This is a genomic window from Runella salmonicolor, assembly GCF_024158025.1.
In the GTDB taxonomy this organism is placed as follows: domain Bacteria; phylum Bacteroidota; class Bacteroidia; order Cytophagales; family Spirosomataceae; genus Runella; species Runella salmonicolor.
The window spans coordinates 43,846-66,047 of record NZ_JAMZEL010000004.1 but is presented as its reverse complement, the minus strand read 5'-3'; the positions used below and the strand labels follow the sequence as shown (position 1 = coordinate 66,047).

Genomic DNA, 22,202 nt, shown 5'->3' with positions numbered 1-22,202 from the left:
TTTCACCCTTGAAATGAGTTTTGTACTATTTTTTTAGGATGTCATAACTTTATTTTTTATTATTTTTGTCAGTATTTACCAACACCTAATGAAAAAAATATTGATTAGCACCTCCTTTTTGGGGTGTACTCTTGCTTGCCTACTGGGCGTGACAAGTTTTAAAAATGACACACCGAGGGGCACTTTTATATTTGCTGAAAGTAAATGGGTCGATAGTGTTTTTAAATCACTTACGCTCGAACAAAAAATAGGTCAGTTTTTTATGCTCGCCACGCATTCTGACCGCAGCGAGTCTTACTATCGCCATTTCGATGCATTGATTAAAAATCAGCAAGTTGGGGGGCTTATCTTCTTTAAAGGTGGTCCTGCGCGACAGGCAAGCCTGATTAATCGTTATCAGGCGCTCTCAAACGTGCCGTTGATGATTGGCATTGATGGCGAATGGGGCTTAGGAATGCGGCTTGATAGCATCGAAGATTTTCCCAAACAAATGACTTTGGGGGCCATTCAGGACAATCAATACATTTATAAAATGGGCTTGGAAATAGCCCGCCAGTGCCAACGATTAGGGGTAAACGTGAACTTTGCGCCCGTTGCCGATATTAACAGCAACCCTCGTAATCCCGTGATTGGTCTGCGCTCATTTGGCGAAGACCGCGACAATGTGACCAACAAAGCCGCCGCCTACATGAAAGGCCTCCAGCATCAACGCATCATCGCCACCGCCAAGCATTTTCCAGGGCACGGCGATACAGATTCCGACTCACACTATACCTTACCTGTTCTCTCGCATTCCAGCGACCGCTTGGAGGAGACCGACCTTTATCCGTTCCGTAAGCTCATCGCCGACAGCCTCACGGGCATCATTACGGGGCATCTATACGTACCCGTTCTTGACAATACGCCTTTTCTCGCCTCCTCTCTTTCCGAAAAAATAGTCACTGATTTACTTAAAAATAAACTGGGTTTTCAAGGGCTGGTTTTCACCGACGCCATGAACATGCAAGGGGTGATGCGGGGACGCACCGCTGTTGATGCCAACATAAAAGCCCTACTGGCAGGAAATGATATTTTATTGTACCCCGAGCACGTCGCCGAGTCCATTAAAAGGATTAAAATAGAAGTAGAAAAAGGGCGCATTCCCAAAGATGTTATTGACGAAAAAGTCCACAAAATACTTCGGGCTAAATACTGGATGGGCTTGCATAAATCCCGGCCCGTTGTGATGAAGCATTTGAACGACGATATCCAAAAAGCCGAAGTGCGGGCGCTTTCGCGCGAATTGTGCGAGCAAGCCGTTACGCTGGTTCGCAACGATAACCAACTTCTGCCCATCAGCGCCGTTGATACCTGCGCGTTTGCATCTATCGCCATCGGCGGTGGCGGTATCAATCAGTTTCAGCAAACCCTAAGTCGCTACGCTCCCTTCAAACACATCATGTACGCCGACAAACCCACCACCAACGAAGAAGTGGAGAGTTTGCTCACGCAGGTCGGCGATGCCAACGTTGTTATTGTAAGTCTGCACGAAACACGGCGGAACTTTAACCGACCGTTTGTAATTACCCCCGCTACGATTGAATTGATTACGAGATTACAGCAAAAAGCCAAAGTAATTGTCAGTTTGTTTGCCACACCTTACGCCCTTAAGCAGCTTCCTGCCACCTCGGCGGTGGTGTGTGCGTACGAAAATCTGGCTGATTTGGAAGTAACCGCCGCGCAGCAAATCTTCGGGGCGCTGCCTTTCAAAGGAAAATTGCCCGTCTCTATTGAAGGCCAATACGAAATAGGAACGGGGTATGAAACCACCACCCTCAACCGCATGACGCTGGGCTTGCCCGAGCAAGTAGGCATGAGTAGTTTACTGCTCAACCGCATGGATACCCTGATTCAGAACTCTATCAATGCGCGCATCTTTCCGGGGTGTCAGGTGGTGGTGGCGAGAAAGGGGCGGATTGTATACCAAAAAAATTACGGAACCCTCAGTTATGACAAAATCACGGAAAAAGTTCAGAATGAATCTCTTTATGATGTAGCCTCGGTCACCAAGGTAGCAGCTACCCTTCAGGCCGTGATGTACCTGCAAGAACAAAATGTACTTGACCTAAAACAGAAATCGGCACACTATTTGCCTGAGTTAGTGGGGACAAACAAATCTCAGATCACTTTGGAGGACTTGCTACTGCACCGCTCAGGGATGGTGGCTTTTTATCCTAAACTCTGGGAACGAACCAGAACGGGAGGAGGTGGCCTGATGACCGAATATTACAGTTCACTGCGCGACAGTGTATATTCAATGCAAATCGCGCCTAAGTTATTTGCCAAACCCGCCTTAAAAGATTCGGTTTGGAAATGGGTGATTCAATCTCCGCTCCACAATAAGCGGGAGCCTGGAGGTCGTTATTCTTTTGTTTACAGTGATTTAGGCATTTTAATGTTACAGAAAATCGTCGAACGCGTCACCAATCAGCCACTTGACGAGTTTTTGCAGCAAAATTTTTACGAACCTCTGGGCATGATGCAAACAGGCTTTAAATCGTTAGAACGCTTTCCAGAAACGCAAATCGCCCCTACCGAAAGCGATTTTTCGTACCGCAACCAGCTCTTGCGCGGTACGGTACATGACCAGATGGCGGCGGTCTATGGCGGCGTGGCAGGTCATGCGGGTTTGTTTAGCACTGCCTATGATTTAGCGATTTTGATGCAGATGAATTTACAAAAAGGGCTCTACGGCGACCGGCGTTATTTTCAGGATGCAACGGTTCCATTGTTCACAAAAATGTACGATATGGCTCACCACAGGGGGCTTGGTTGGGACAAAGCTCCTACCAAAGGAGAAAGCAATTATGTAGCTCCTTCCGCCTCCGCTGCCTCGTTTGGGCATTCAGGTTTTACGGGCACAATGGTGTGGGCAGACCCTAAATACGACCTCGTTTTTGTGTTTCTTTCCAACCGTGTTCACCCTAATGCCGAAAACAATGAAATCAATCGGCAGAAGATTCGGCGACGGATTCACGAGTATGTTTATCAGTCCATGGATATTACCGGAAAATAAATCTTGTGGTCAGAAAAGAGGACTGTTTTCAATAAAGCACTAATTTTGAGCGTTTTTTACAAAAAAAACCTATTTCTAATTTAAGTTATGTTAAAACAACTACTTATTCTCAGCTGTGCCACTTTACTGGTCTGTGGGTTAGCAATTACTGGCGCAGCGCAGATTACGAACGTAACCGTGAATAATACCTCAAACGTACCAACGTCTGATTTTTGTACCAGTGCAAGCATCAGAGTGACGTTTACCAGTGCACTTACGACGTTTACGGTACAGCTGTCAAACTCAGCGGGCAGTTTTGCGTCTCCCATCAATATCGGTACTGGTACCAGTAGCCCTGTTTCGGCGACCCTTCCCAATATCACAGGTAACGGATTTAAAGTTCGGGTAATATCAGGAATGGTCACGTCGGCTGCCAGCACCCAAACATTGCAGATAGGCAACCCACCTTCCAACCCTACGGTTCCATCCACGACGGTTAATTATTGCGTGGGAGCTACCGCTTCGCAGTTAAGCGCTACTGGGAGTAACCTAAAGTGGTACACCGTTGCTTCGGGAGGAACAGGAAATACGACCGCCCCCACTCCAAATACGGGTAGTGCAGGAACGCAGTTTTATTACGTGAGTCAAACCGTCAATGGTTGTGAAAGCAACCGCACCCAAATTACCGTCAATGTCATTTTTACCGCTCCCCCAACCGTTGCGCAAAGCACCCTCAATTATTGTCAGGGAGATACGCCAGGGCCACTTTCGGCAAACGGTAGTAATTTGAAATGGTACACCACTTCGTCAGGCGGAACAGGAAGTACCACCGCTCCCACGCCCAATACAGGTGGAGCAGGAACGCAACTTTATTACGTGAGTCAAACGGTAAATGGTTGCGAAAGTAACCGCACCACCATCACTGTTAACATAAATCAACGGGCTGCAACCGCCCCTGCCACCAACACAAACGTTGTTTATTGCCAAGGACAGTCTGGTTCTGCATTAAGTGCGACCCCTACCTCGGGCAATACCATAAGATGGTACGCAAGCAACAATTCAACCCAGCTTGGCGGGGCTCCCACTCCCAATACCAACGTCAACAGCACTACGGTTACGGAATATTATGTAACGCAAGCCACTTCGTTTGGGTGCGAGTTTGTGCCACGTACCAAAGTGACGGTTACGGTCAATTACACCGCTCCTCCTTCTATTTCGGTAGGATTACCGATTAATGAATGTCAAAACAGAACCGCCACATCATTGGGCAATTACGTCAACGCCTCGGGCGGGAATTCATTACTTTGGTACGGAACATTATCTTCGGGAGGGAGCGGTTCAACGACGGCAACCGTTCCGAGTACTTCCTCAACAGGCCAGACAACGTATTATGTTACCCAAAAGAATAATACAACAGGTTGTGAAAGCAGTCCTCGGACCAGCGTTATTGTACAAGTAAACGCTGTCCCCAACGCTCCGTCGGTCACTTCACCAGTCAACTTATGCCTTAACACAGGAGCAGGCCCGCTATTTGCTACTGCTTCTGGCGGTGCCAACTTGCTCTGGTGGGGAACAAACGCTTCAGGGGGCTCATCAAGCCCAAGCGCCCCAACACCCTCCACTGCAAGTGTAGGCACGACGACCTATTATGTTAGTCAAATAAGCAATACCTGTGAAAGTTCACGGGCTCCCATCAGTGTGATTATCAATGCTATCCCCGCAGCGCCATCTGTGGCAACAAACACCGTACTTTACTGTAAAGATGCTTCCGCAACCCCTCTAGCGGCGACGGCGAGCAGCGGCAATACGCTTCGCTGGTACAATGGAGCTTCCTTTATCGGAACAACCGCCCCCACACCTTCCACCAACGTAGGAAGTACCGCAGTTACGACTTATAATGTTTCGCAAATTTCAGGCTCACCCGCCAACTGCGAAAGTCCCAAAGTTCAAATCACCACCACGGTTTATGTAACACCTACCCCGGGCGTTAGTTCTCCGGTTTCTTATTGTCAAAATGCCCCCGCAGTGGCTTTAACCGCCAATACGGGTTCGGGTGCTACCGTGAACTGGTACACAGCCGCCTCGGGCGGTTCGGCCAGCGGAACAGCCCCCACGCCATCCACGGGCACCGTTGGTACGGCCAATTTTTACGTTTCCCAGACGCTGTATGCTGTTTCAGGTTTTGCAGGGTGTGAGAGCCCTCGGGCGCAAATTGCCGTAATTACAAATCCATTGCCATTGGCTCCCAGTACCACCAATCCAGCACCCTATTGCCAAACCTACGGAGCCAGCCCACTAACTGCCACTGGAAATAGCCTCAAGTGGTACACGGTTGCCACGGGTGGTACAGCCACTACAACAGCGCCCACCCCCAATACCGCTAATGCAGGGGCAATTAATTATTACGTAAGTCAAACCAATGGATTTAACTGTGAAGGCCCACGGGCACAAATTACGGTTACCATCAATCCCACGCCCGGCAGGCCGGGCGTAAACCCTATTCAGTATTGTCAAAATGCTACCGCAGTTTCTTTAAATGCCTCTGCCGATGCGGGCAACACCCTGAAATGGTACGGCACCAACGCATCAGGAGGCACTTCTAACACCGCAGCCCCAACGCCATCTACAACGACTCCAGGTCAAACGAGTTTCTATGTTTCACAAACCAACAGCTTCACCTGCGAAAGCCCCCGGGGGCAGTTGGTGGTTACGGTCAATCCAACCCCTGGCAATCCAAGTGCAAGCACTCCAATCTTTTATTGCAATACCGCCAATTCTCAACCCTTGTCGGCCAATGGCGAGAATTTGAGATGGTACAATGAACCCACCGGCGGTACAGGGTCAGGCCTTGCTCCTACGCCTTCAACAGGTAACGTAGGAACTGCAAACTTTTATGTAACGCAGACAAACCAGTTCAATTGCGAAAGCCCACGCACTCAGATACAGGTTACCACCAAACCTTTGCCTCCTTTTCCGAATGTACCAAAACAAGAATACCTGCTTTGCCAATTTGACCCATCGGTTCAATTGGACGCTAAATTGGAAGGTACTGGACAAAGTTTGGTGTGGATTTTACCCAACAGCAACGAAACAGGCAATGCACCTGTGATTACAACCGAGGCAGGATTTGTTGGAACTTTTGCCGTGTTGCAAGTGCTAGACGGCTGCCGAGGTGGACGTACTGAGATCAAAGTCAACGTTCGTACCACTCCGCTACCAACTGTGAGTACTATTCCAGTAGTAAGTTGCCAAAATTCTACGCCTCAGCCACTTCAGGCAACGGGAGAAAGATTAAAATGGTACAATACTAACAAAACGGGTGGTACACCTCAAGATACGCCTAACATCCCACCCACCCAAACGCCCGGAACCTACCAGTTTTATGTAACACAAACTGGTGCGAATACTTGCGAAAGCCCAAGGGCGGAAATTACGGTGGTGATTCAACCGCTTCCTAGTGCAACCCTTACGGGCGGTGGCGCAATTACACAGGGAGAACCCAGCAATTTAACCATTGCCTTTACGGGACAAGGCCCTTGGACGTATACGCTTTCCAACGGCTCAACATTCACAACCCCCCAGAATCCCGTAACGATTCAAGTTTATCCTCTTGAATCAACCATTTATAACGTTACAAAAATTACCAACAACTGCGGGGAAGGAACCCCCGCGGGCAGTGCTTCTGTGCAGGTAAAAATTGCCACCATTGATGTTGGAAATCCAAGTGCTACCACCATTTGCGCTAGCCAAACGTTTACGATTCCTTATTTCTCATCCGACTTTTTCCCTTCCAGTACCCAATTCCGGGTGCAGATTTCTAAAACAATGGATGATGCTAGTTTCCAAACCATTCCGACAGAAGGAAACAACAGCCCCGTTAGAGCTACCATTCCAAATGCTACTTCGGGTGGCACTTACTATTTGAGAATTGTGGGTCTAGCTTCGGTAGCAGGAAATAATTTTACGATAAAAGGAAAACTAAGTCCTGTTCAAATCAATGTACGGGAATTGCCGACCGCTACCATTTCAGGACCGACCAGAATCTATGAAAATGAAAGTGCTAAACTGGCCATTGCCTTCACGGGCGAAACCCCTTGGAACATCACGTATCGGGATAGTCTTTCAACAAAGGACACTACTTTCTCAACATCTGCTACACCGTATGAATTTACCGTCAGACCCGGCAAAACCAATACTTACAGCGTGGTATCCATAAGTAATGGTTGCGGAAACGGACCTGCTACCTCTCGGTTTGTGCTCATCGTAGACCCCGTATTGGGCGTAGAGCCTGCCCTCGGCAGTGAGTGGATAAAAGTGTATCCTGTACCAGTTCAGGCTCGCTGTACCATCGAAATCGACGGTACTACGGGCAAGACGGTTTCGATGACCGTAACTGATGGCTTGGGGCGAATTATATTACGTCAACAAACCACGTCAAACAAAGATGAGCTGGATTTCAGCAGCCTAGCCCCCGGCATGTACTTCCTAAATGCCGAGCGCGATGGCCAGATGGCTCGACGAAAAATCTTAAAAATACAGTAGAAATAACACGTCCACGTTTTTGATTAATAATATACAAAACGCCGACATTCCTTGAATATGAAAATACGTATTGCTTTCCAAACCGGCTGCCTACTTTTGGCGGCCGGTTTGATTTTTTCGCTCAATGCCCAAAACCAAGGCATGACCCAACTCGCCACCGACGGAAACGCCCCCTTTCAATTATCGGGCGACTGGAAAGCAGCGGGGTCGGTGACCTTGCATCCAGACAAAGCGTCGTTTGTTAAAACCACTCCTTCTACCGACAAAAACACCAGCCTTATTTTGGGAAAAACGGGAGCCAAAGCCGCCGTTGCCCTTGGGGTAGGTGATATTGTGCTCAAGATGGAGTTCATGCTAGCACCCGGCACCAATGCTGCCTTAACCCTTCCCGGAGGCTACGCCATTCGACTCAATGACAGTTGGAAAAGCCCTCGATTGGACGCAAACGTTAGCGCGGGTATCGGGGCATTGGCTCCCCTACAAAATGCCGCCAAAGCCCCGGGCCTTTGGCAAAGCATAACGGTACAATTTAAGAGAGCGGGTCAAACCACCGCCGCCCAAATTGAAAAGCTGGTCCTCAACGGCGTAACCGTTCAGGAAAATGCATTTCTTAGCGCTCCACCAACGACCGAAACGGCCCTATCGCTGGAAGTAGTGTCGGGCATGGCCGCTTTCCGAAACGTCTTTTATCAGTTGCTCAACGATACCCGCCCAGTAGCGTTACGCAAGCTGTCTTACCAGTTGTACAAAGCAGGAAATGATAAACCCAAAGAACTTCTGGCCGAAAACCTTCTCAAAAAAGACACAACGTCTATTCTGACCCGCGAATGGGGAATGGGAAACAACAGTTATTATTTACTCTACGATGGCCAACTAGACGTGGCGCAGGAAGCTGATTATACCTTCCAACTGGCCTACATGTCCAACGCCGCCCTTGAGATTGATGGCAAAACAGTATTGCCGTACCAATGGAATGACTTCCTCCAAAACTACGTACCCGTTACGGTGCATTTAACCAAAGGTTTGCATCCCTTCCGTCTTCACCACCATAAGTTTACGTGGCGTCGGCCTGGGTTGGGAATGTTTGTGGCAACGCAGGGTGTACGTCAGTATCCTTTGCATGTAACTTCGTCTTTACCCGAGCCCACGCCCATTCCTACCATTGAAGTAACCGCTAATGGCAAAGCTGAATTGGTGCGCTCGTTCATTCAACGCGAAGGCGAAAAAAGCAAGCGAACCCATTGCCTTTCGGTAGGCACACCCGAAGGCATTCATTACAGCTTAGACCTTAATCGCGGTTCTATTCTGCAATTTTGGAAGGGTGGATTTGCCAACGTAACCGAGATGTGGTACGAGCGCGGCGAACCGCAGATTCTACACCCGATGGGCTCGGCCATCCTCACCGCTGGTCAAACCGACTTTGCCGTGTTGAATGACCTAAACGCTGCGTGGCCCGATTCGTCGGTTGATTTATCTTTCAAAGGCTATCGCCTCAACCCCGCAGGAATCCCCACACTGACTTACCATACCAGCAATGGCGACATTACCGACGAAATAGCCCCCGAAAACGGTGGGCTTACCCGTACCATCACTGGCAATTTGCCGAATACATACATTCGGTTAGTAGCGGGCAAGAGCATTTCATTGTTAGAAAAAGGCCTGTATGAAATTGACGGTCAAAGGTATTATGTGCGCATTGACCCTAAAAACAAGCCCGTAGTTCGTACCGTCAAAGGACAACAAGAACTGCTGTTGCCGCTTACTGGCTCATTGCATTATTCCTTGATTTGGTAAGTTTTCTTGAAGCAATAAACCATTTTGCACGAAATTTGCGTTGTAAATTCAAAACATACTTTAAAACAAAAACAGTTATACCAATGCAACGCTTCATCTCTGCTTTAGCAATAGCCCTCCTGATGCTGTCAGGCATTGCCGCTACCACCCCAAAGGTTACAAAAGCTCCCGCCGCTTCTGGCATTCAGTTTGTTGAGTTACCTTGGGCAAAAGCACTTGAAAAAGCCAAAAAAGAGAAGAAATTAATCTTTTTTGATGCTTATACCAGTTGGTGCGGCCCTTGTAAAATGCTCCAGAAAAACGTCTTTACCCGCAGCGACGTAGGCGAATACTTCAACGCTAATTTTATCAATATCAAAAAAGATATGGAAGAGGGCGAAGGCCCCCGATTGGCCACGATGTACCCCATTGAGGGTTATCCTTCGTTGTTTTTTATCAATGGAAACGGAAAAGTCGTTACCATGCATTTGGGCGCTATGGATGGGCCTGAGCTCATTAAGTTTGCCAAAATGGTAGCCAGTAAAAAATAATTTCCTGCAACATTCTGTGCGTTCTTCCCCTTTGGCCTCAACCAAAGGGGTTTTATTTTGTTTAATGGTAAACCAAAAACCACGTGAACCTTCAACATTTACTTCCGCTCTCTTCTCAAGAACTGCACGATTGGGCGTTGGAAAAAGACCAGCAGGATACCTTACGCAACTTTCGCGAACGGTTTTACCATCCCCAACACAATGAAAAACCGTTGATTTATCTGTGCGGCAACTCCTTAGGACTGCAACCCAAATCTGCCCGGGAAGCCATTGACCGAGAACTTACCACGTGGCAAAACTACGGAGTGGAAGGATGGTTTGAGGGGGAAGAATCGTGGCTCAGCTACCACCGCTATTGTCAACAATCATTGGCCAAAATAGTGGGAGCTCTTCCCGAAGAGGTTTGTCCGATGAACCACCTGACGGTCAACTTACATTTGATGTGGGCGTCATTTTATCAACCGACGGCACAACGCTATAAAGTCTTGACGGTAGCGGGTGACTTTCCATCTGACCAATATGCCATTGAAACCCACCTGAAATTTAGGGGCTATGACCCAGCCACAGCCCTGGTTGAGGTAGCGCCGCGAGAAGGGGAATACACCGTTCGTACTGAAGATTTGTTGGACGCTATTCGCCAAAATGCCGATGAGCTAGCGTTGGTCTGCATGAGCGGTCTGCATTATTATACGGGTCAGGTCTACGACATGGAAGCCATTACCGCTTTGGCGCACCAATACGGCATCATGGTGGGTTTTGACTTGGCGCACGCGGCGGGAAATGTCCCGCTCCGATTGCACGACTGGGGGGTAGATTTTGCGGTGTGGTGTTCGTACAAATACCTCAATTCAGGCCCGGGAGGAGTATCGGGCGTATTTGTTCACGAAAAGCACCACGATGCTTCGGTGCTACGACTGGCTGGTTGGTGGGGCTACGATGAAGCTCGACGGTTTGAAATGACCAAAGGTTTTGTGCCCATGCAAGGAGCGGCAGGCTGGCAATTAAGCACGCCCAACATTATGGCGTTGGCGGTTCATCGGGCGTCGTTGGCACTCTTTGAAGAAGCTGGAATTGAAAATTTACGGACAAAAAGTGTGGAGCTAACGGGCTTTTTAGAAGTCATCATTCAACGCATCAATCAAAAAGCAGGAACGGAAAAAATCCGCCTGATGACTCCCTCCAATCCTGCCCAACGCGGCTGTCAGCTTTCGTTATTGATTGACAATGAAGGCAAAAAAGTTTTTGATTACTTAACCGCGCAGGGAATCATTGGTGATTGGCGCGAGCCCAACTGCATCCGTCTTAGCCCGATTCCTTTATATAATCGTTTTGAAGATGTGTGGAAAGTTGGTGAAGCACTGGAAAATTATGGGAAGTTTCAGGCTTAATTGAATTGGTTTTGTAATCAATGGTCTGACTAAAGTCTAAACATTGATTACAAAAAAGGCTTTGAGAGGATTTACCTTTCAAAGCCTTTTTCCAAATGTACATTTATTCTCACTCCTTACTTCTGCGGGCTTACTTAATATCCGCCAGTTTGTCCAAGTCAATGTCATCCAAAACAGACTTGATTTTATCCATATCCACATCGCGGCCTTCTACCTGAACAATGTATCGATTGGCGACAATGACCGATATTTCACCATTTTTGGATTGTGTATTGTATTTCTCAAACGCTTTGTGGCCTTTGTATTCGGTGGTTTTTTCGTAGCCCGTTTCGGTTTCTTTGTCAATCGAAGCCATCGACCACGCTGCCATGCCCATCAGCGCCACGCCCATTCCCGCCACGTCGGTGATATTTACGTCAATATCCTGTCCGTTGTCATCGCGGTAAGAAGCTTTGGCGGTCGAAACCCCAAAACCCATCGCAGCACTTTTTTCGCTCGATGCCTCCTTGCGTTTCAGGCCATCGGCATCTGCGGGTAGCAACTCCTTCAACAACTTAGGGTCAACCGTCTCTTTAGGGCCTTCTTTCGACATTCTTTCGGCTTCTTCACCCAGTTTTTGGAGGGCTTCTAGGCCATTTTTAGGTTCTTCTTTCGCCTCTTCTTCGGCATCTTTGCTGGCACAATTCCAAGTCAGAACTGCCAAAGACAGGAAAATCGCGAGGAGTTTAATCGTTTTCATTTGCTACTATTTTAGGTTTATGAATAAAAAAAGGGGAACACATGTTCCCCCGAAATTACATTTTTTATGCACCTGCTTTACGCCCAATAAGTTAAATTTATTGAGCGGTTATGATTTGGCCACCTGCGACTCTGCGCGGTTTGCCTCCTCGGCGGCGCTGTCGGTAAAAGTCACCTGCTTTTTATCTTTGTTTCTCAACGCATAGATTAAAAATATAACGCCTAACAATACGACCGGAATACTCAAAATCTGTCCCATGTTGTAGGCAAGTTCATTTTCAAAAGCCACTTGATTTTCTTTGAAGAATTCAATCACGAAGCGCAGCCCAAACACCCAAATCAGGAAGATTCCGACCAACATTCCCTGAGGTGTCTGCGATTTACGTTGGCTCCACAACCGAAATAATATAAAACAAAGCACCAAGCAAGCAATGGCCTCATACAACTGCGCCGGGTGACGCGGGTACTGGGTAAATTCATAGTTGCGGGTAAACACAAACGCCCAAGGAACGTCCGTCACTTTCCCTACAATCTCCGAATTCATCAGGTTGCCGAGGCGAATAAAACAACCTGCAAGGGCCACCACAATCACGATGCGGTCACACACCCATAGAAAACTCATTTTCTTGTTGCGGGCGTAAATAAACAACCCCAACAAAATACCGATAGCTGCTCCGTGACTGGCCAAACCAGCAAAAGGAGGCGTAATGACTTGCAGTGGATTTTTGAGTAATACTTCGGGTTCATAAAACAAAAAATGCCCGAAACGCGCCCCTAAAACGGTGGCAATAACCATGGTGAGCAAAAGCGAATCCAACAACGTTTCTTTGATTCCTTCCTTGCGAAAAACATGCGTCATGATGCGTTGCCCCACCAAAAAACCAGAGGCAAACAACAAACCATACCAACGAATGGAAAAACTGCCGATACTGAAAATTTCAGGATTTACATCCCAGATAATATAGCCAAACATAAGTGACCGATTTTGAATGAAGGTATCAATGATATTAAAACCTTCACAAAAATCAAGAAAGATTATTAGAAGTACATAATTATGAGGAACGAAAAGTTAAAAGTTAATTACAAACCACTGATAATCAACCATTAGCTAGCTTTTAACTATTTACTAATTTACCGTTTATCCCTAAAACTCCCATTTACCTTTCCGATAAAATTCAATTATCTGACGCTGAAGAGCGTATTCGTAGCGTGAGCGAATGGCATTTGCCTGCGCCCGTGCCAGATTTGCTTTGGCAAGGGTATATTCAAACACGTTGATGGTACCCGCATTCAGGCGGCTTTCGGCCGCCGAAAAGTTGGCCTGTAAAGATTCCACCTGACTCTGCGCGGCAGCGTAGCGGTCGGTGGTGGCATCTAGCTGCTGCACCGCCAGTTCGATAGACTGACGCAAAAGTTGTTTCACCCCATCTACCTGATTGCGGGCCAGCTCTTGCTGCGCCTTAACCACGTCCACGCGAGGACGAACCTGCCAACGCCCCATGATGGGAATATTTAGACCCAAACTTAGTGAGCCATTGCGGGTAGCATCCAATTGTTTGAAGTAACTACGCTCGGAGTTGGACGACGCGTAAAAAGCGGCAAAATTTCCCGAAAGATTCAACGAAGGCAGGCTGTTTGCTTTCACCGCTCGAATCTGACTCGCAAAGCTGCTCAAACGCAGCTCACTGCTTTTCACTTCTGGAAACAACTTCAACGCTTCCTCATAGATAGCGTCGGCGGCGGGAGTTACACTCAAGGCGGTGGCTGCGTCGGCGATGGGTTCGAGCACTACGTCTTTTTCGGGTTGAATGTTCATCAACTGAAACAACGTCAATTTTGCCAACTGCTCGTTGTTGCGCGCAGTTACTTCGTCAAATTTATCATTGGCCAACTGCGCCTTTATTTCGTACAACGTATTTTGACCCACGGTTCCTGCAGCTACTTGCTTTTCTACCCGATCGACCTGTTGCTGCGACGACGCCACCTGCTGCTGCGCGGCATCGTATAGAGCTTTGGTGGCCAGCACCTGCACGTATGCCTGAAGCACCCGAATGATTTGCTGATTAAGGATGGCCTCTTGGTTTTTCAGGGCAGCGTCGCGCAGCGCAATACCTTGCTGCACTTGATGCTGAATTTGAAATCCTTGAAACAACGGAACCTGAAAGCCTAAACCAATCCCGTTGGTATTGTACAACTGGTCGATGTAAGCATTGGTAAAACGGTCGATACTACGACCGAAGTTTAGGTTTTGTCCAGCGCTGAATCCGATTTGCGGCAATTGCTGCGACCTCGTTTGTTGCAATTGAGCCCCTGCATTCTGCGCCTGCAACTGGCTTTCACGGTAGGTGAGGTTGTTTTTTGTCAATAATTCAACGCACTCCCGCAAGGTCAACGTTTTTTGGGCACTTGCATTCAAGGCAAAAAACAGCATCCCAATGATTGCAAACCGTATTTTAGATACCTGTAACATGAAAATTTCTTTTAACAATAAACAAATGACTATTCTGAAACCCAACCGTCTTTCAGTCGAATAACCCGGTTTCCGTATTCGGCGTTGGCCTCTGAGTGCGTCACCTGAACGATGGAAACTTTGTCTTTTTGATTGAGTTCTCTAAACAATTCCATGATTTCTTTGGCTTGCTCGGAGTGCAGATTCCCCGTTGGCTCATCGGCAAAAATGATTTTAGGCTCATGCACAATGGCCCGCGCGATGCCCACCAATTGCTGTTGCCCACCCGACAACTGGCTGGGAAACAAGTCTTTTTTGGCAACCATGTTAAAACGATCCAACAATTCGGCCACCCGACTCTTGCGCTCCGACGACGAGGTTCCTTTGTACAACAGTGGCGTTTCGATGTTTTCGTACACCGTCAGTTCGTCAATCAAATGGTAGGCCTGAAACACAAACCCAATGCGGTGGCGGTGCAATTCAGTGCGCTTCTTTTCGCTGAGTTTGTCTACTTTTTCGTCCAAAAACAGGTATTCTCCTTCCGAAGGCTCTTCCAGCAACCCCAAAATATGGAGCAATGTGGATTTTCCCGAGCCAGACGGCCCCATAATGGAGACAAATTCCCCCTCATTTATTCCCAAATTGATATTACGCAATACGTACGTTTTTCCAAAACCTGCCGGATAATGCTTTGAAATGCCTTTTAACTGAATCATGGACCTGTTGGTAAGTAATATTAAGGATAATGTAATGTATTTTGCACGAGTTGTGCCAACTTATCATATTACTGAAAATCAGCACATTGATTTATTTTATCTTCACAAAATCGTCCGAAAACGGACAATATTTGTACGCCTGCGGACGAAGCCAAAACCCCGCATCTGTGCGATTTTTTAAGCCGTAAAGTTACTTATTTTGGTTTTTTTGGTTGAGAGCTATTGCGATATTTTGCTCTTCTATGCCATTATTTAGGCGGTAGTGGGAGATATACCGATCAAAAGAGGTGCATTATTTACACAAAAAAGCCCGACGAATCGGGCTTCTTGTGAAATCACGTTAAGAGAGGCTAATTAATGCGCTTTCAACTTCTCCTTAAACACTTTCTTAAACTTATCCACTTTGGGCGCTACGACAAATGCGCAGTAGCCTTGGTTGGGGTTGTTGGCAAAAAAGTTTTGGTGATAGGCTTCGGCTACGTAAAACTTCTCGGCTTTGGATACTTCCGTCACAATCGGCTTGCTAAAAGCACCTGAGGCATTGAGCTCTTTGATGGCTTTTTCGGCCAAGGCTTTTTGCTCCGCATCGTGGTAAAAAATCACCGAACGATACTGCGGCCCTACGTCGTTGCCCTGACGGTCTTTGGTGGTTGGGTCATGCACCCGGAAAAACACCTCCAAAAGTTCGGCATAGGTCACTTTTTTGGGGTCGTATTTGATTTCTACGCACTCGGCATGGCCCGTAGCTTTTCCACAGACTTGTTCGTAGGTCGGGTTTTCCACAAATCCACCCGAATACCCCGACACTACCGACTCAACGCCTTCCATTTCCTGATACACCGCTTCGGTACACCAGAAACAGCCCGTACCAAACGTGGCCGTGGCCAGCCCCGTGAGGGTTTTTGATTTTTCTTCCATTTGTTCAATCTTTTTGGCTGACTGTCCGCACGAGCTAAGTGATGACAACGTCAACGTGCCGAAAATGAGTTTTTTGATGATTGTCTTCATATTTATTTCTAACAAAAAAGTAAGTATTAAGTTCTGATTACGGAGCTTTGCCGTTGTTAATGGGTTTAAAAACGATTCATTGGATATACGGGAAAAGCCATTCTTTTAACGAACTTTGCACCGAAAAGTTTTGTAATGCAAACTTTCACTTATTACTTTACACCAAATGTCGGGCATCCGACATCTTCCTCAAAATGATTAGAACTGAACTTGCAACACTAGGTGAATTTGGGCTGATTGAGCGTATAAATCAGCAATTTACGCCTGTGCTTCCCCAAACCATAAAAGGCATCGGCGACGACGCCGCTGTCATTGATACCGCCACCGATGAGTATTTGTTGGTCTCGACCGATATGCTCGTAGAAGGTGTCCACTTTGACCTTAGTTACGTACCACTCAAGCACTTGGGCTACAAGGCCATTGCGGTCAACGTCTCCGACATCGCGGCCATGAACGGTATTCCTCGTCAAGTGACGGTGAGCATTGGCCTGAGCAATCGCTTTTCTGTGGAAGCCATCGACGAACTATACGCAGGTATTCAGGCCGCTTGTGAAGCCTACAAAGTGGATTTGGTCGGCGGCGACACTACGTCTTCGCGCTCGGGTTTGTTGATTTCTGTGACGGCCGTTGGAGTCGTCGATAAAACCAAAATCTCGTACCGAAACGGAGCCAAGCCCAACGACATCATTTGTATCACGGGCGATTTAGGCGCGGCCTACATGGGGCTTCAACTGTTGGAACGAGAAAAACGGGAATTTTTAGAAAACCCTGAAATGCAGCCACAATTGGAAGATAAATCGTATCTGGTAGGTCGTCAACTCAAGCCCGAAGCGCGGACGGACATTGTGTATGAACTTTTGGAAGCGGGGGTGGTGCCTACGTCGATGATTGACATTTCGGATGGATTGGCTTCTGAGATTCTGCACCTCTGTAACCAATCGGGAACGGGAGCGCAGGTTTTTGAAGAAAATGTGCCCATTGCCGACGATACGTTCTTGACCGCCGATGAGTTTAAAATCAGTCCGTTGACCATTGCCCTCAACGGTGGCGAGGACTACGAATTGCTGTTTACCATTAAGCAGTCAGATTACGAGAAAATCAAGAATTCGCCCCACATCAGCTTTGCTGGATTCATGACCAACGACCCGAAAAACGTAGAACTGGTAACCAAAGGCGGCAGTCGTTTTCCAATAAAAGCCCAAGGCTGGCAACACCTGACCAATCAACAATCCTAAATCTTTTTTTTAAACACTGCATTTTATTCATTTATACATAAACAACCAACTATGGAAATTCTTGTCCGCGCCCATTCGGGCCTTCGCTACGTAGTTCTTGCGCTTCTGATTGCCGCGATTTACACCGCTTTTACCAAACGCAGCCAACCCAATGCGCCCTATTCTAAAGTATATCTGTTTGCCATGATTGCCACGCATACCCAATTGCTCATCGGGCTGGTTCTCTACGCGTTGGACTGGGGAGTAAAAGTGCGCTTTGACATGATGAGCGATAAAGTTTATCGTTTTTACACCGTCGAGCACATCGTCGGAATGTTGGTTGCCATCGTGCTGATTACCATCGGCCACGCGCAAGCAAAAAAGTTGAACCACGGCAAAGTTTTCACCTTTTATCTGGTGGCATTACTCCTTATTTTGATCTCTATCCCGTGGCCTTTCCGCAACCTAGGTGGCGGTTGGTTTTAAATATTAAAAACAACGAAGGGTTGCTGAAAAGCGGCCCTTCATTATTTTTAATGCTTTTTGCTAAATAATACCGTGTTTTTTTGCAACCCGAATTTCAAAACTTCGTATATTAGCCACACATTCAGGTCATTAACCCTGCCTACCCATGAAACACTGCTACGCGATAGTTGGATTGGTATGTCTGTTTGCATTGTCGGGATTTGGTCAGAGCAAGCTATTCCGAGGACATTGGTATGTCGGAACAGACGTCGGGATTTTCAGTAATCAAACGCGCATGATTGCGGGAGAGCTCAGCAAATATAACCCTGGCGGGTCGGGAATTATGCCCATGTACGGCATGAAAGTAGGCCGAGTGGTTAACCCTTATATGTCGGTCGAAACGGGCATCTATTCTTTACCGCTCAACCTCGTTTATCTCTATCAGACCAACCGCGCGATTGGCACCAATCCCATGCAATTTATGTCGTTTCCGTTGCGGGCCAATTGGCGCGCTCGGGTATTTTATGACAAACTTGAAGCCCATTTGGGCGGCGGCTTGCAATACGTATGGGCCAATGGCGAAATAAGCCAAAAAACATTCAACGGCGTAATCACTACCCGTGGGCATACGTGGACCGACTCCCTCGTTTATTCAGGCTCGGTAGGTGTACTTCGACAACACTCCATCAACGCTGAGTTGGCGGCTAGTTTCAACTGGGCCATGTCGAGACGGTGGACCTTGAGCGTATATGCCCGTCAGGTCATGGGCCTTACGAGTATTGCCAACGTGAAAGTATCGATTAAAAATAATCAGGAGCCCATTGAAAATGCCGAATTTGTGACGCGCGGGGCTGGTTTTACCGCAGGGATTGGAATACGATACAATATCTCTCCCAAGTGGCGCATCAAATAGCCCTCGGTGAATCTATGCCAACCGACCCTCTCCTTTTGCTAGAACAACTGACGGCTTTTCCTCACCGGGGAGCCGCGAGCAAGTCCAATGCAAAAGCGGCCGAAATCATTGTCAATGAACTAAAAAAAGCAGAATTTTCGGTTGATTTTCAGTCATTCCGAACCCCTCCGACCTATCTTCCCGTTATTTATTGGCTCATTGGTGGGCTTATTACTGGGTTACTAACCATCCAATGGCTTGGGTGGGCTTCGGTTATTTTGGTCGCTTTATTTGCCATCAACGGGCTGCTTTATTTTGACTGGCGTCCTTCTATCTTTCTTTTTCTGCCGCCTTTGGTCCAAGCCAAAAATATCATTGGAAGGCATTCGCTCCCAACTGCCAAACGTAAACTCATTTTGATGGCACATTACGACTCGGCACCCGTGTCGTCGTTGTACAGTCGTCAGTCCAAAGATGGGTTTCGCAATTCCATTCGGGCTTCTATGGTACTGATGGCACTGGCCGTCCCGATTGTGGGTCTGAGTTATCATTTACCCCAAAATAATTACCTGCTGGTGATTCGAATACTGCTTTCGATGTATTTTGTCGGGCAGGCGATTTTGGGAACGGCGGTTTTTTGGCAAAAAGGCTATACCAATGGTGCAAGCGACAACGCCACGGGCGTAGTAGCGGCGTTGAAAACGGCCGAACACCTCAAAACCCAGCTCAAAAACACCGAGATTGAAATCGTACTCACCAACGCCGAAGAAGTAGGAATGGTGGGTGCCTATTACTATTGGAAGTCCCTTCAGCGACAATCACAGCTAACTGATGGTTCTTTATACCTCATCAATTTTGACACGTTGGGCAGCGGGCAATTAAAAGTCATTACCCAAACGGGCAGCATGACCTTGATTGAATACGACAATATCGTCACTCAATCGGCAATTAACATTATTCAAAACAATCGTCATTTCGGCCAAGTAAGCACGGGCAGCTGGCACACGGCCGATTTTGACAGCGCTTGGTTTGTGCGCGCGGGCATTCCCTGCGTCACGCTGTCGGCATTGGATGAAAACGGGCTTATGCCCCACATTCACCGCCCCGAAGACACCCTAGACCACGTAGATACCCAACCCATGCTTTTGGCGATTGATTTGGCCAAGGCCGTGGCCCTTGCACTTGACAAAAAAAGCTACACACTATCCAAATAAGCTTGGTATTTTCTTTTAATTAATCGCCTTTTGTAAGTGATGAAAAGATAAGTATCATTGCTTTTTGTCTGAATGAACAGCCGGTTAGGAAATAAAAATAAGAAAGCCCTCCGCTTCATTTTCTTTATTTCCTTGAATGATACCCCAATTGGCTTAATGAGATGCGCATTGCAAGGAAAAACGGGGGATAGTTTCTTTGCCAATTCATTACAAGGGGTTGTATTAAAAAATAAGCTATCGCTAGTAGTTATTATCTTACCAAAAACAACTGTTTCACCTACAAATGGTGCGTAAGAAAGTTTTAGAACAATACTAGCTTTACTTGTATCTATTTTGTTTTGGCTTGTGCTTTTTGTGAAAATAAAAACCATAAAAAATAGCATTACACATCTATAAATTTTCATATACAAAGAATTTTTGTAACTGTTTATAGTTTATTAACGCCCAATTATATGCCTTTTAGTGCTCTTGTCAGCAAAAGAAAGTTTTATAGCCCCAAGTAAGCCCACAAAATGGTTAATTGCCCCGCAACATCCTTTCCACTTCTTTTCGTGCGGCAGTGAAGCGTTCTTCCCAATTTCCTTCAATCAACACATACGGTAGCTCTCGTTTTTCTAATTCATTCTTAAAAAGGTTGAACATTTCTGCCCGCCGATCACCAAAGTAGCGCAGTGAATCGAGTACCCAAGGCGTATCAATGTTTAGTAGCAAATACAGGTCGTACGTAATCTCTGCTTCGCATTTTTTCAACTCATCGGGCACGTACCCAAAATACTGTTGGCAGTAAATTTGCGTCGTAATCAAGTCTGTATCGCAGAAAAGCACTTGATTGGCTTCTCCTATTTTTTTTTTGACCAACTCAGTTTGTAATTCGCCAATTTCGATGATTTTTTCTATTTCAAACTCATTGGAGGTGAGCACCTCCCGAGCGACTTCGTGCGCAAAAGTTGTTTGAAAACATTCTGCTAACTGCTGCGCCAGCGTTGTTTTTCCAACGCTTTCGGGGCCATAAAGGCAGACTTTTTTCGTAAAATACGGCCTTACCAGCTGCGGTATAAAATCCCAATGTTGATACGGATTGGAGCGAATGACCGTGGCAGAAATAGGAACTTGAACGCGGTCTAAATCAAAAAACACCACAGGACAATTCAAATGACGGGCCAAAGGAACTCCGTAGGCTTCTGAGCAGAAAACGCCCTCTACATCAGGAAAAGTTTGGTGAATAAAATCCGCCCACATTTTGGTAGCTTCTGTGAGAGGCAACCCCTCATCGGGAAAATCGTCTAGTGCTCGAAATAGCTCAATACGCGGATTTTGGTCAAAGATTTGGTGTAGCCACCCAAAGCGTGTTTCGGCAGAAATAGGGTCGTCGGGGGTAAAACTCATTGAAACCATGACTTTATCGCAGTACGACAACGCAAACTCAATCAATGCCAAATGCCCTTTGTGCAAAGGCATGAATTTCCCAAAAACCAACCCTTTTTTCATCGTTTATCGTAGCTGCGGTATTCTTTGGTCCAATGATACGCCCCAAACGCCGCAATGAAGCAAAACAGAAAATACAGCAGCGCGTACAGCTTCACTTCTTTGAGGTAATACATGTAAGTAGCAATGGCATCAATCACTAACCACACGTACCACGCCTCAATTTTTTTACGAATCAACATAAACGTCGCCACGATACTCATGACCGTCGTGAACGAGTCCATGTAAGGAAAGGCACTGGGTTGACTAAACAATACGGGGAAAAATTCGTGTAGATTTTTAGCAAAACTCCCCATCGCAAACGTACACACCAGCCCACCTACGCCCAGCACCAGCCATTGTTGCAAGGTTAACTTACTGATTTTTAACTCATTTTTTAAGTTGGCCTCATTGGCTTTGGGGTATTTCCATTGCCACCAGCCGATGAGATTAGTGATAAAGAAAAAAACCTGCAAAAACATATCGGGGTAAAGCTGAATTTGGTAAAAAAGCGCAAACGCCAGCACCACATTCAACAAACCAATAATCCAACTCCACACATTTTCACGCGCTGATAGCCAAACGGCCACTGCACCCGTAACGGTAGCCCAAAACTCAAGGTGGCTCATTTTGTATCCCCAAGCCTCAAAAAGGACGGAGTTGATGTCGAAAAAATTCATATTCAAGTGGTTCTCGGTTTTGGAAAAGAGGCTTAAAGAAAAAGAAAAAGATTTTTTAGTACTTATAGTGCAAT

Annotated in this window: 17 protein-coding genes; 9 read left to right on the top strand and 8 right to left on the bottom strand. The window is 46.8% G+C overall.

Translation table 11 applies throughout. The features are described from left to right. Window positions 1–88: 88 nt before the first annotated feature. The 5 genes from NCI00_RS11780 (at window position 89) to kynU (ending at window position 11,288) form a co-directional block, all read left to right on the top strand. The gene (locus NCI00_RS11780; protein ID WP_253527709.1) at window positions 89–3,055 is read left to right on the top strand and encodes a serine hydrolase domain-containing protein; all 2,967 of its coding nucleotides are present in this window, start codon (window positions 89–91) and stop codon (window positions 3,053–3,055) included. 87 nt (window positions 3,056–3,142) lie between these two features. After that, entirely contained in the window at window positions 3,143–7,576 is a 4,434-nt protein-coding gene (locus NCI00_RS11775) for an Ig-like domain-containing protein (protein WP_253527707.1), read from the top strand. Between the two features lie 57 nt (window positions 7,577–7,633). After that, complete coding sequence (locus NCI00_RS11770; protein ID WP_253527705.1) at window positions 7,634–9,370, top strand: 3-keto-alpha-glucoside-1,2-lyase-like domain-containing protein; 1,737 nt, start codon at window positions 7,634–7,636, stop codon at window positions 9,368–9,370. Between the two features lie 83 nt (window positions 9,371–9,453). Further along, window positions 9,454–9,900: a thioredoxin family protein gene (locus NCI00_RS11765; protein ID WP_114461646.1), complete on the top strand. Its 447-nt coding sequence runs from the start codon at window positions 9,454–9,456 to the stop codon at window positions 9,898–9,900. Window positions 9,901–9,983: 83 nt separating this feature from the next. Beyond that, complete coding sequence (kynU, locus tag NCI00_RS11760) at window positions 9,984–11,288, top strand: kynureninase (protein ID WP_253527703.1); 1,305 nt, start codon at window positions 9,984–9,986, stop codon at window positions 11,286–11,288. Between the two features lie 130 nt (window positions 11,289–11,418). On the opposite strand, the gene NCI00_RS11755 is transcribed toward kynU, so the two are convergent. The 5 genes from NCI00_RS11755 to msrA form a co-directional block, all read right to left on the bottom strand. Then, window positions 11,419–12,027 carry a transposase gene (locus NCI00_RS11755; protein WP_166558443.1) on the bottom strand — a complete coding sequence of 203 codons (609 nt, stop codon included), beginning with the start codon at window positions 12,025–12,027 and terminating at the stop codon, window positions 11,419–11,421. Window positions 12,028–12,135: 108 nt separating this feature from the next. After that, window positions 12,136–12,999 carry a prolipoprotein diacylglyceryl transferase gene (gene lgt / locus NCI00_RS11750; RefSeq protein ID WP_253527700.1) on the bottom strand — a complete coding sequence of 288 codons (864 nt, stop codon included), beginning with the start codon at window positions 12,997–12,999 and terminating at the stop codon, window positions 12,136–12,138. A gap of 171 nt (window positions 13,000–13,170) precedes the next feature. Further along, complete coding sequence (locus NCI00_RS11745; protein WP_253527698.1) at window positions 13,171–14,496, bottom strand: TolC family protein; 1,326 nt, start codon at window positions 14,494–14,496, stop codon at window positions 13,171–13,173. A gap of 29 nt (window positions 14,497–14,525) precedes the next feature. Beyond that, complete coding sequence (locus tag NCI00_RS11740) at window positions 14,526–15,191, bottom strand: ABC transporter ATP-binding protein (RefSeq protein ID WP_166558440.1); 666 nt, start codon at window positions 15,189–15,191, stop codon at window positions 14,526–14,528. Window positions 15,192–15,545: 354 nt separating this feature from the next. After that, window positions 15,546–16,199 (bottom strand): peptide-methionine (S)-S-oxide reductase MsrA, encoded by a 654-nt coding sequence (gene msrA, locus NCI00_RS11735; RefSeq protein WP_205319134.1) that lies wholly within the window; start codon window positions 16,197–16,199, stop codon window positions 15,546–15,548. Window positions 16,200–16,393: 194 nt separating this feature from the next. Here msrA and thiL point away from each other — a divergent pair, with 194 nt between their 5' ends. The 4 genes from thiL to NCI00_RS11715 all read left to right on the top strand — a co-directional run bounded on the left by thiL (window position 16,394) and on the right by NCI00_RS11715 (window position 19,984). After that, entirely contained in the window at window positions 16,394–17,434 is a 1,041-nt protein-coding gene (gene thiL, locus NCI00_RS11730; RefSeq protein ID WP_253527696.1) for a thiamine-phosphate kinase, read from the top strand. 51 nt (window positions 17,435–17,485) lie between these two features. Continuing rightward, window positions 17,486–17,899, top strand: a complete 414-nt coding sequence (locus NCI00_RS11725) for a cytochrome B (protein WP_114461686.1) — start codon at window positions 17,486–17,488, stop codon at window positions 17,897–17,899. A gap of 145 nt (window positions 17,900–18,044) precedes the next feature. Beyond that, window positions 18,045–18,791, top strand: coding sequence for a hypothetical protein (locus NCI00_RS11720; protein WP_253527694.1), 747 nt, complete (start codon window positions 18,045–18,047; stop codon window positions 18,789–18,791). After that, a complete protein-coding gene (locus NCI00_RS11715; protein WP_253527692.1) occupies window positions 18,776–19,984 on the top strand; it encodes a M28 family metallopeptidase in 1,209 nt (402 codons plus the stop codon). The genes NCI00_RS11720 and NCI00_RS11715 overlap by 16 nt, the downstream gene beginning before the upstream one ends. Here NCI00_RS11715 and NCI00_RS11710 read toward each other — a convergent pair. The 3 genes from NCI00_RS11710 to pnuC form a co-directional block, all read right to left on the bottom strand. Next, window positions 19,966–20,388 (bottom strand): hypothetical protein, encoded by a 423-nt coding sequence (locus NCI00_RS11710; RefSeq protein WP_253527690.1) that lies wholly within the window; start codon window positions 20,386–20,388, stop codon window positions 19,966–19,968. The genes NCI00_RS11715 and NCI00_RS11710 overlap by 19 nt on opposite strands. 112 nt (window positions 20,389–20,500) lie before the next feature. Beyond that, a complete protein-coding gene (locus NCI00_RS11705) occupies window positions 20,501–21,472 on the bottom strand; it encodes an AAA family ATPase (RefSeq protein WP_253527688.1) in 972 nt (323 codons plus the stop codon). Continuing rightward, window positions 21,469–22,128: a nicotinamide riboside transporter PnuC gene (pnuC, locus tag NCI00_RS11700; RefSeq protein ID WP_253527686.1), complete on the bottom strand. Its 660-nt coding sequence runs from the start codon at window positions 22,126–22,128 to the stop codon at window positions 21,469–21,471. Before pnuC ends, NCI00_RS11705 begins: the two co-directional genes overlap by 4 nt. Window positions 22,129–22,202: the final 74 nt, after the last annotated feature.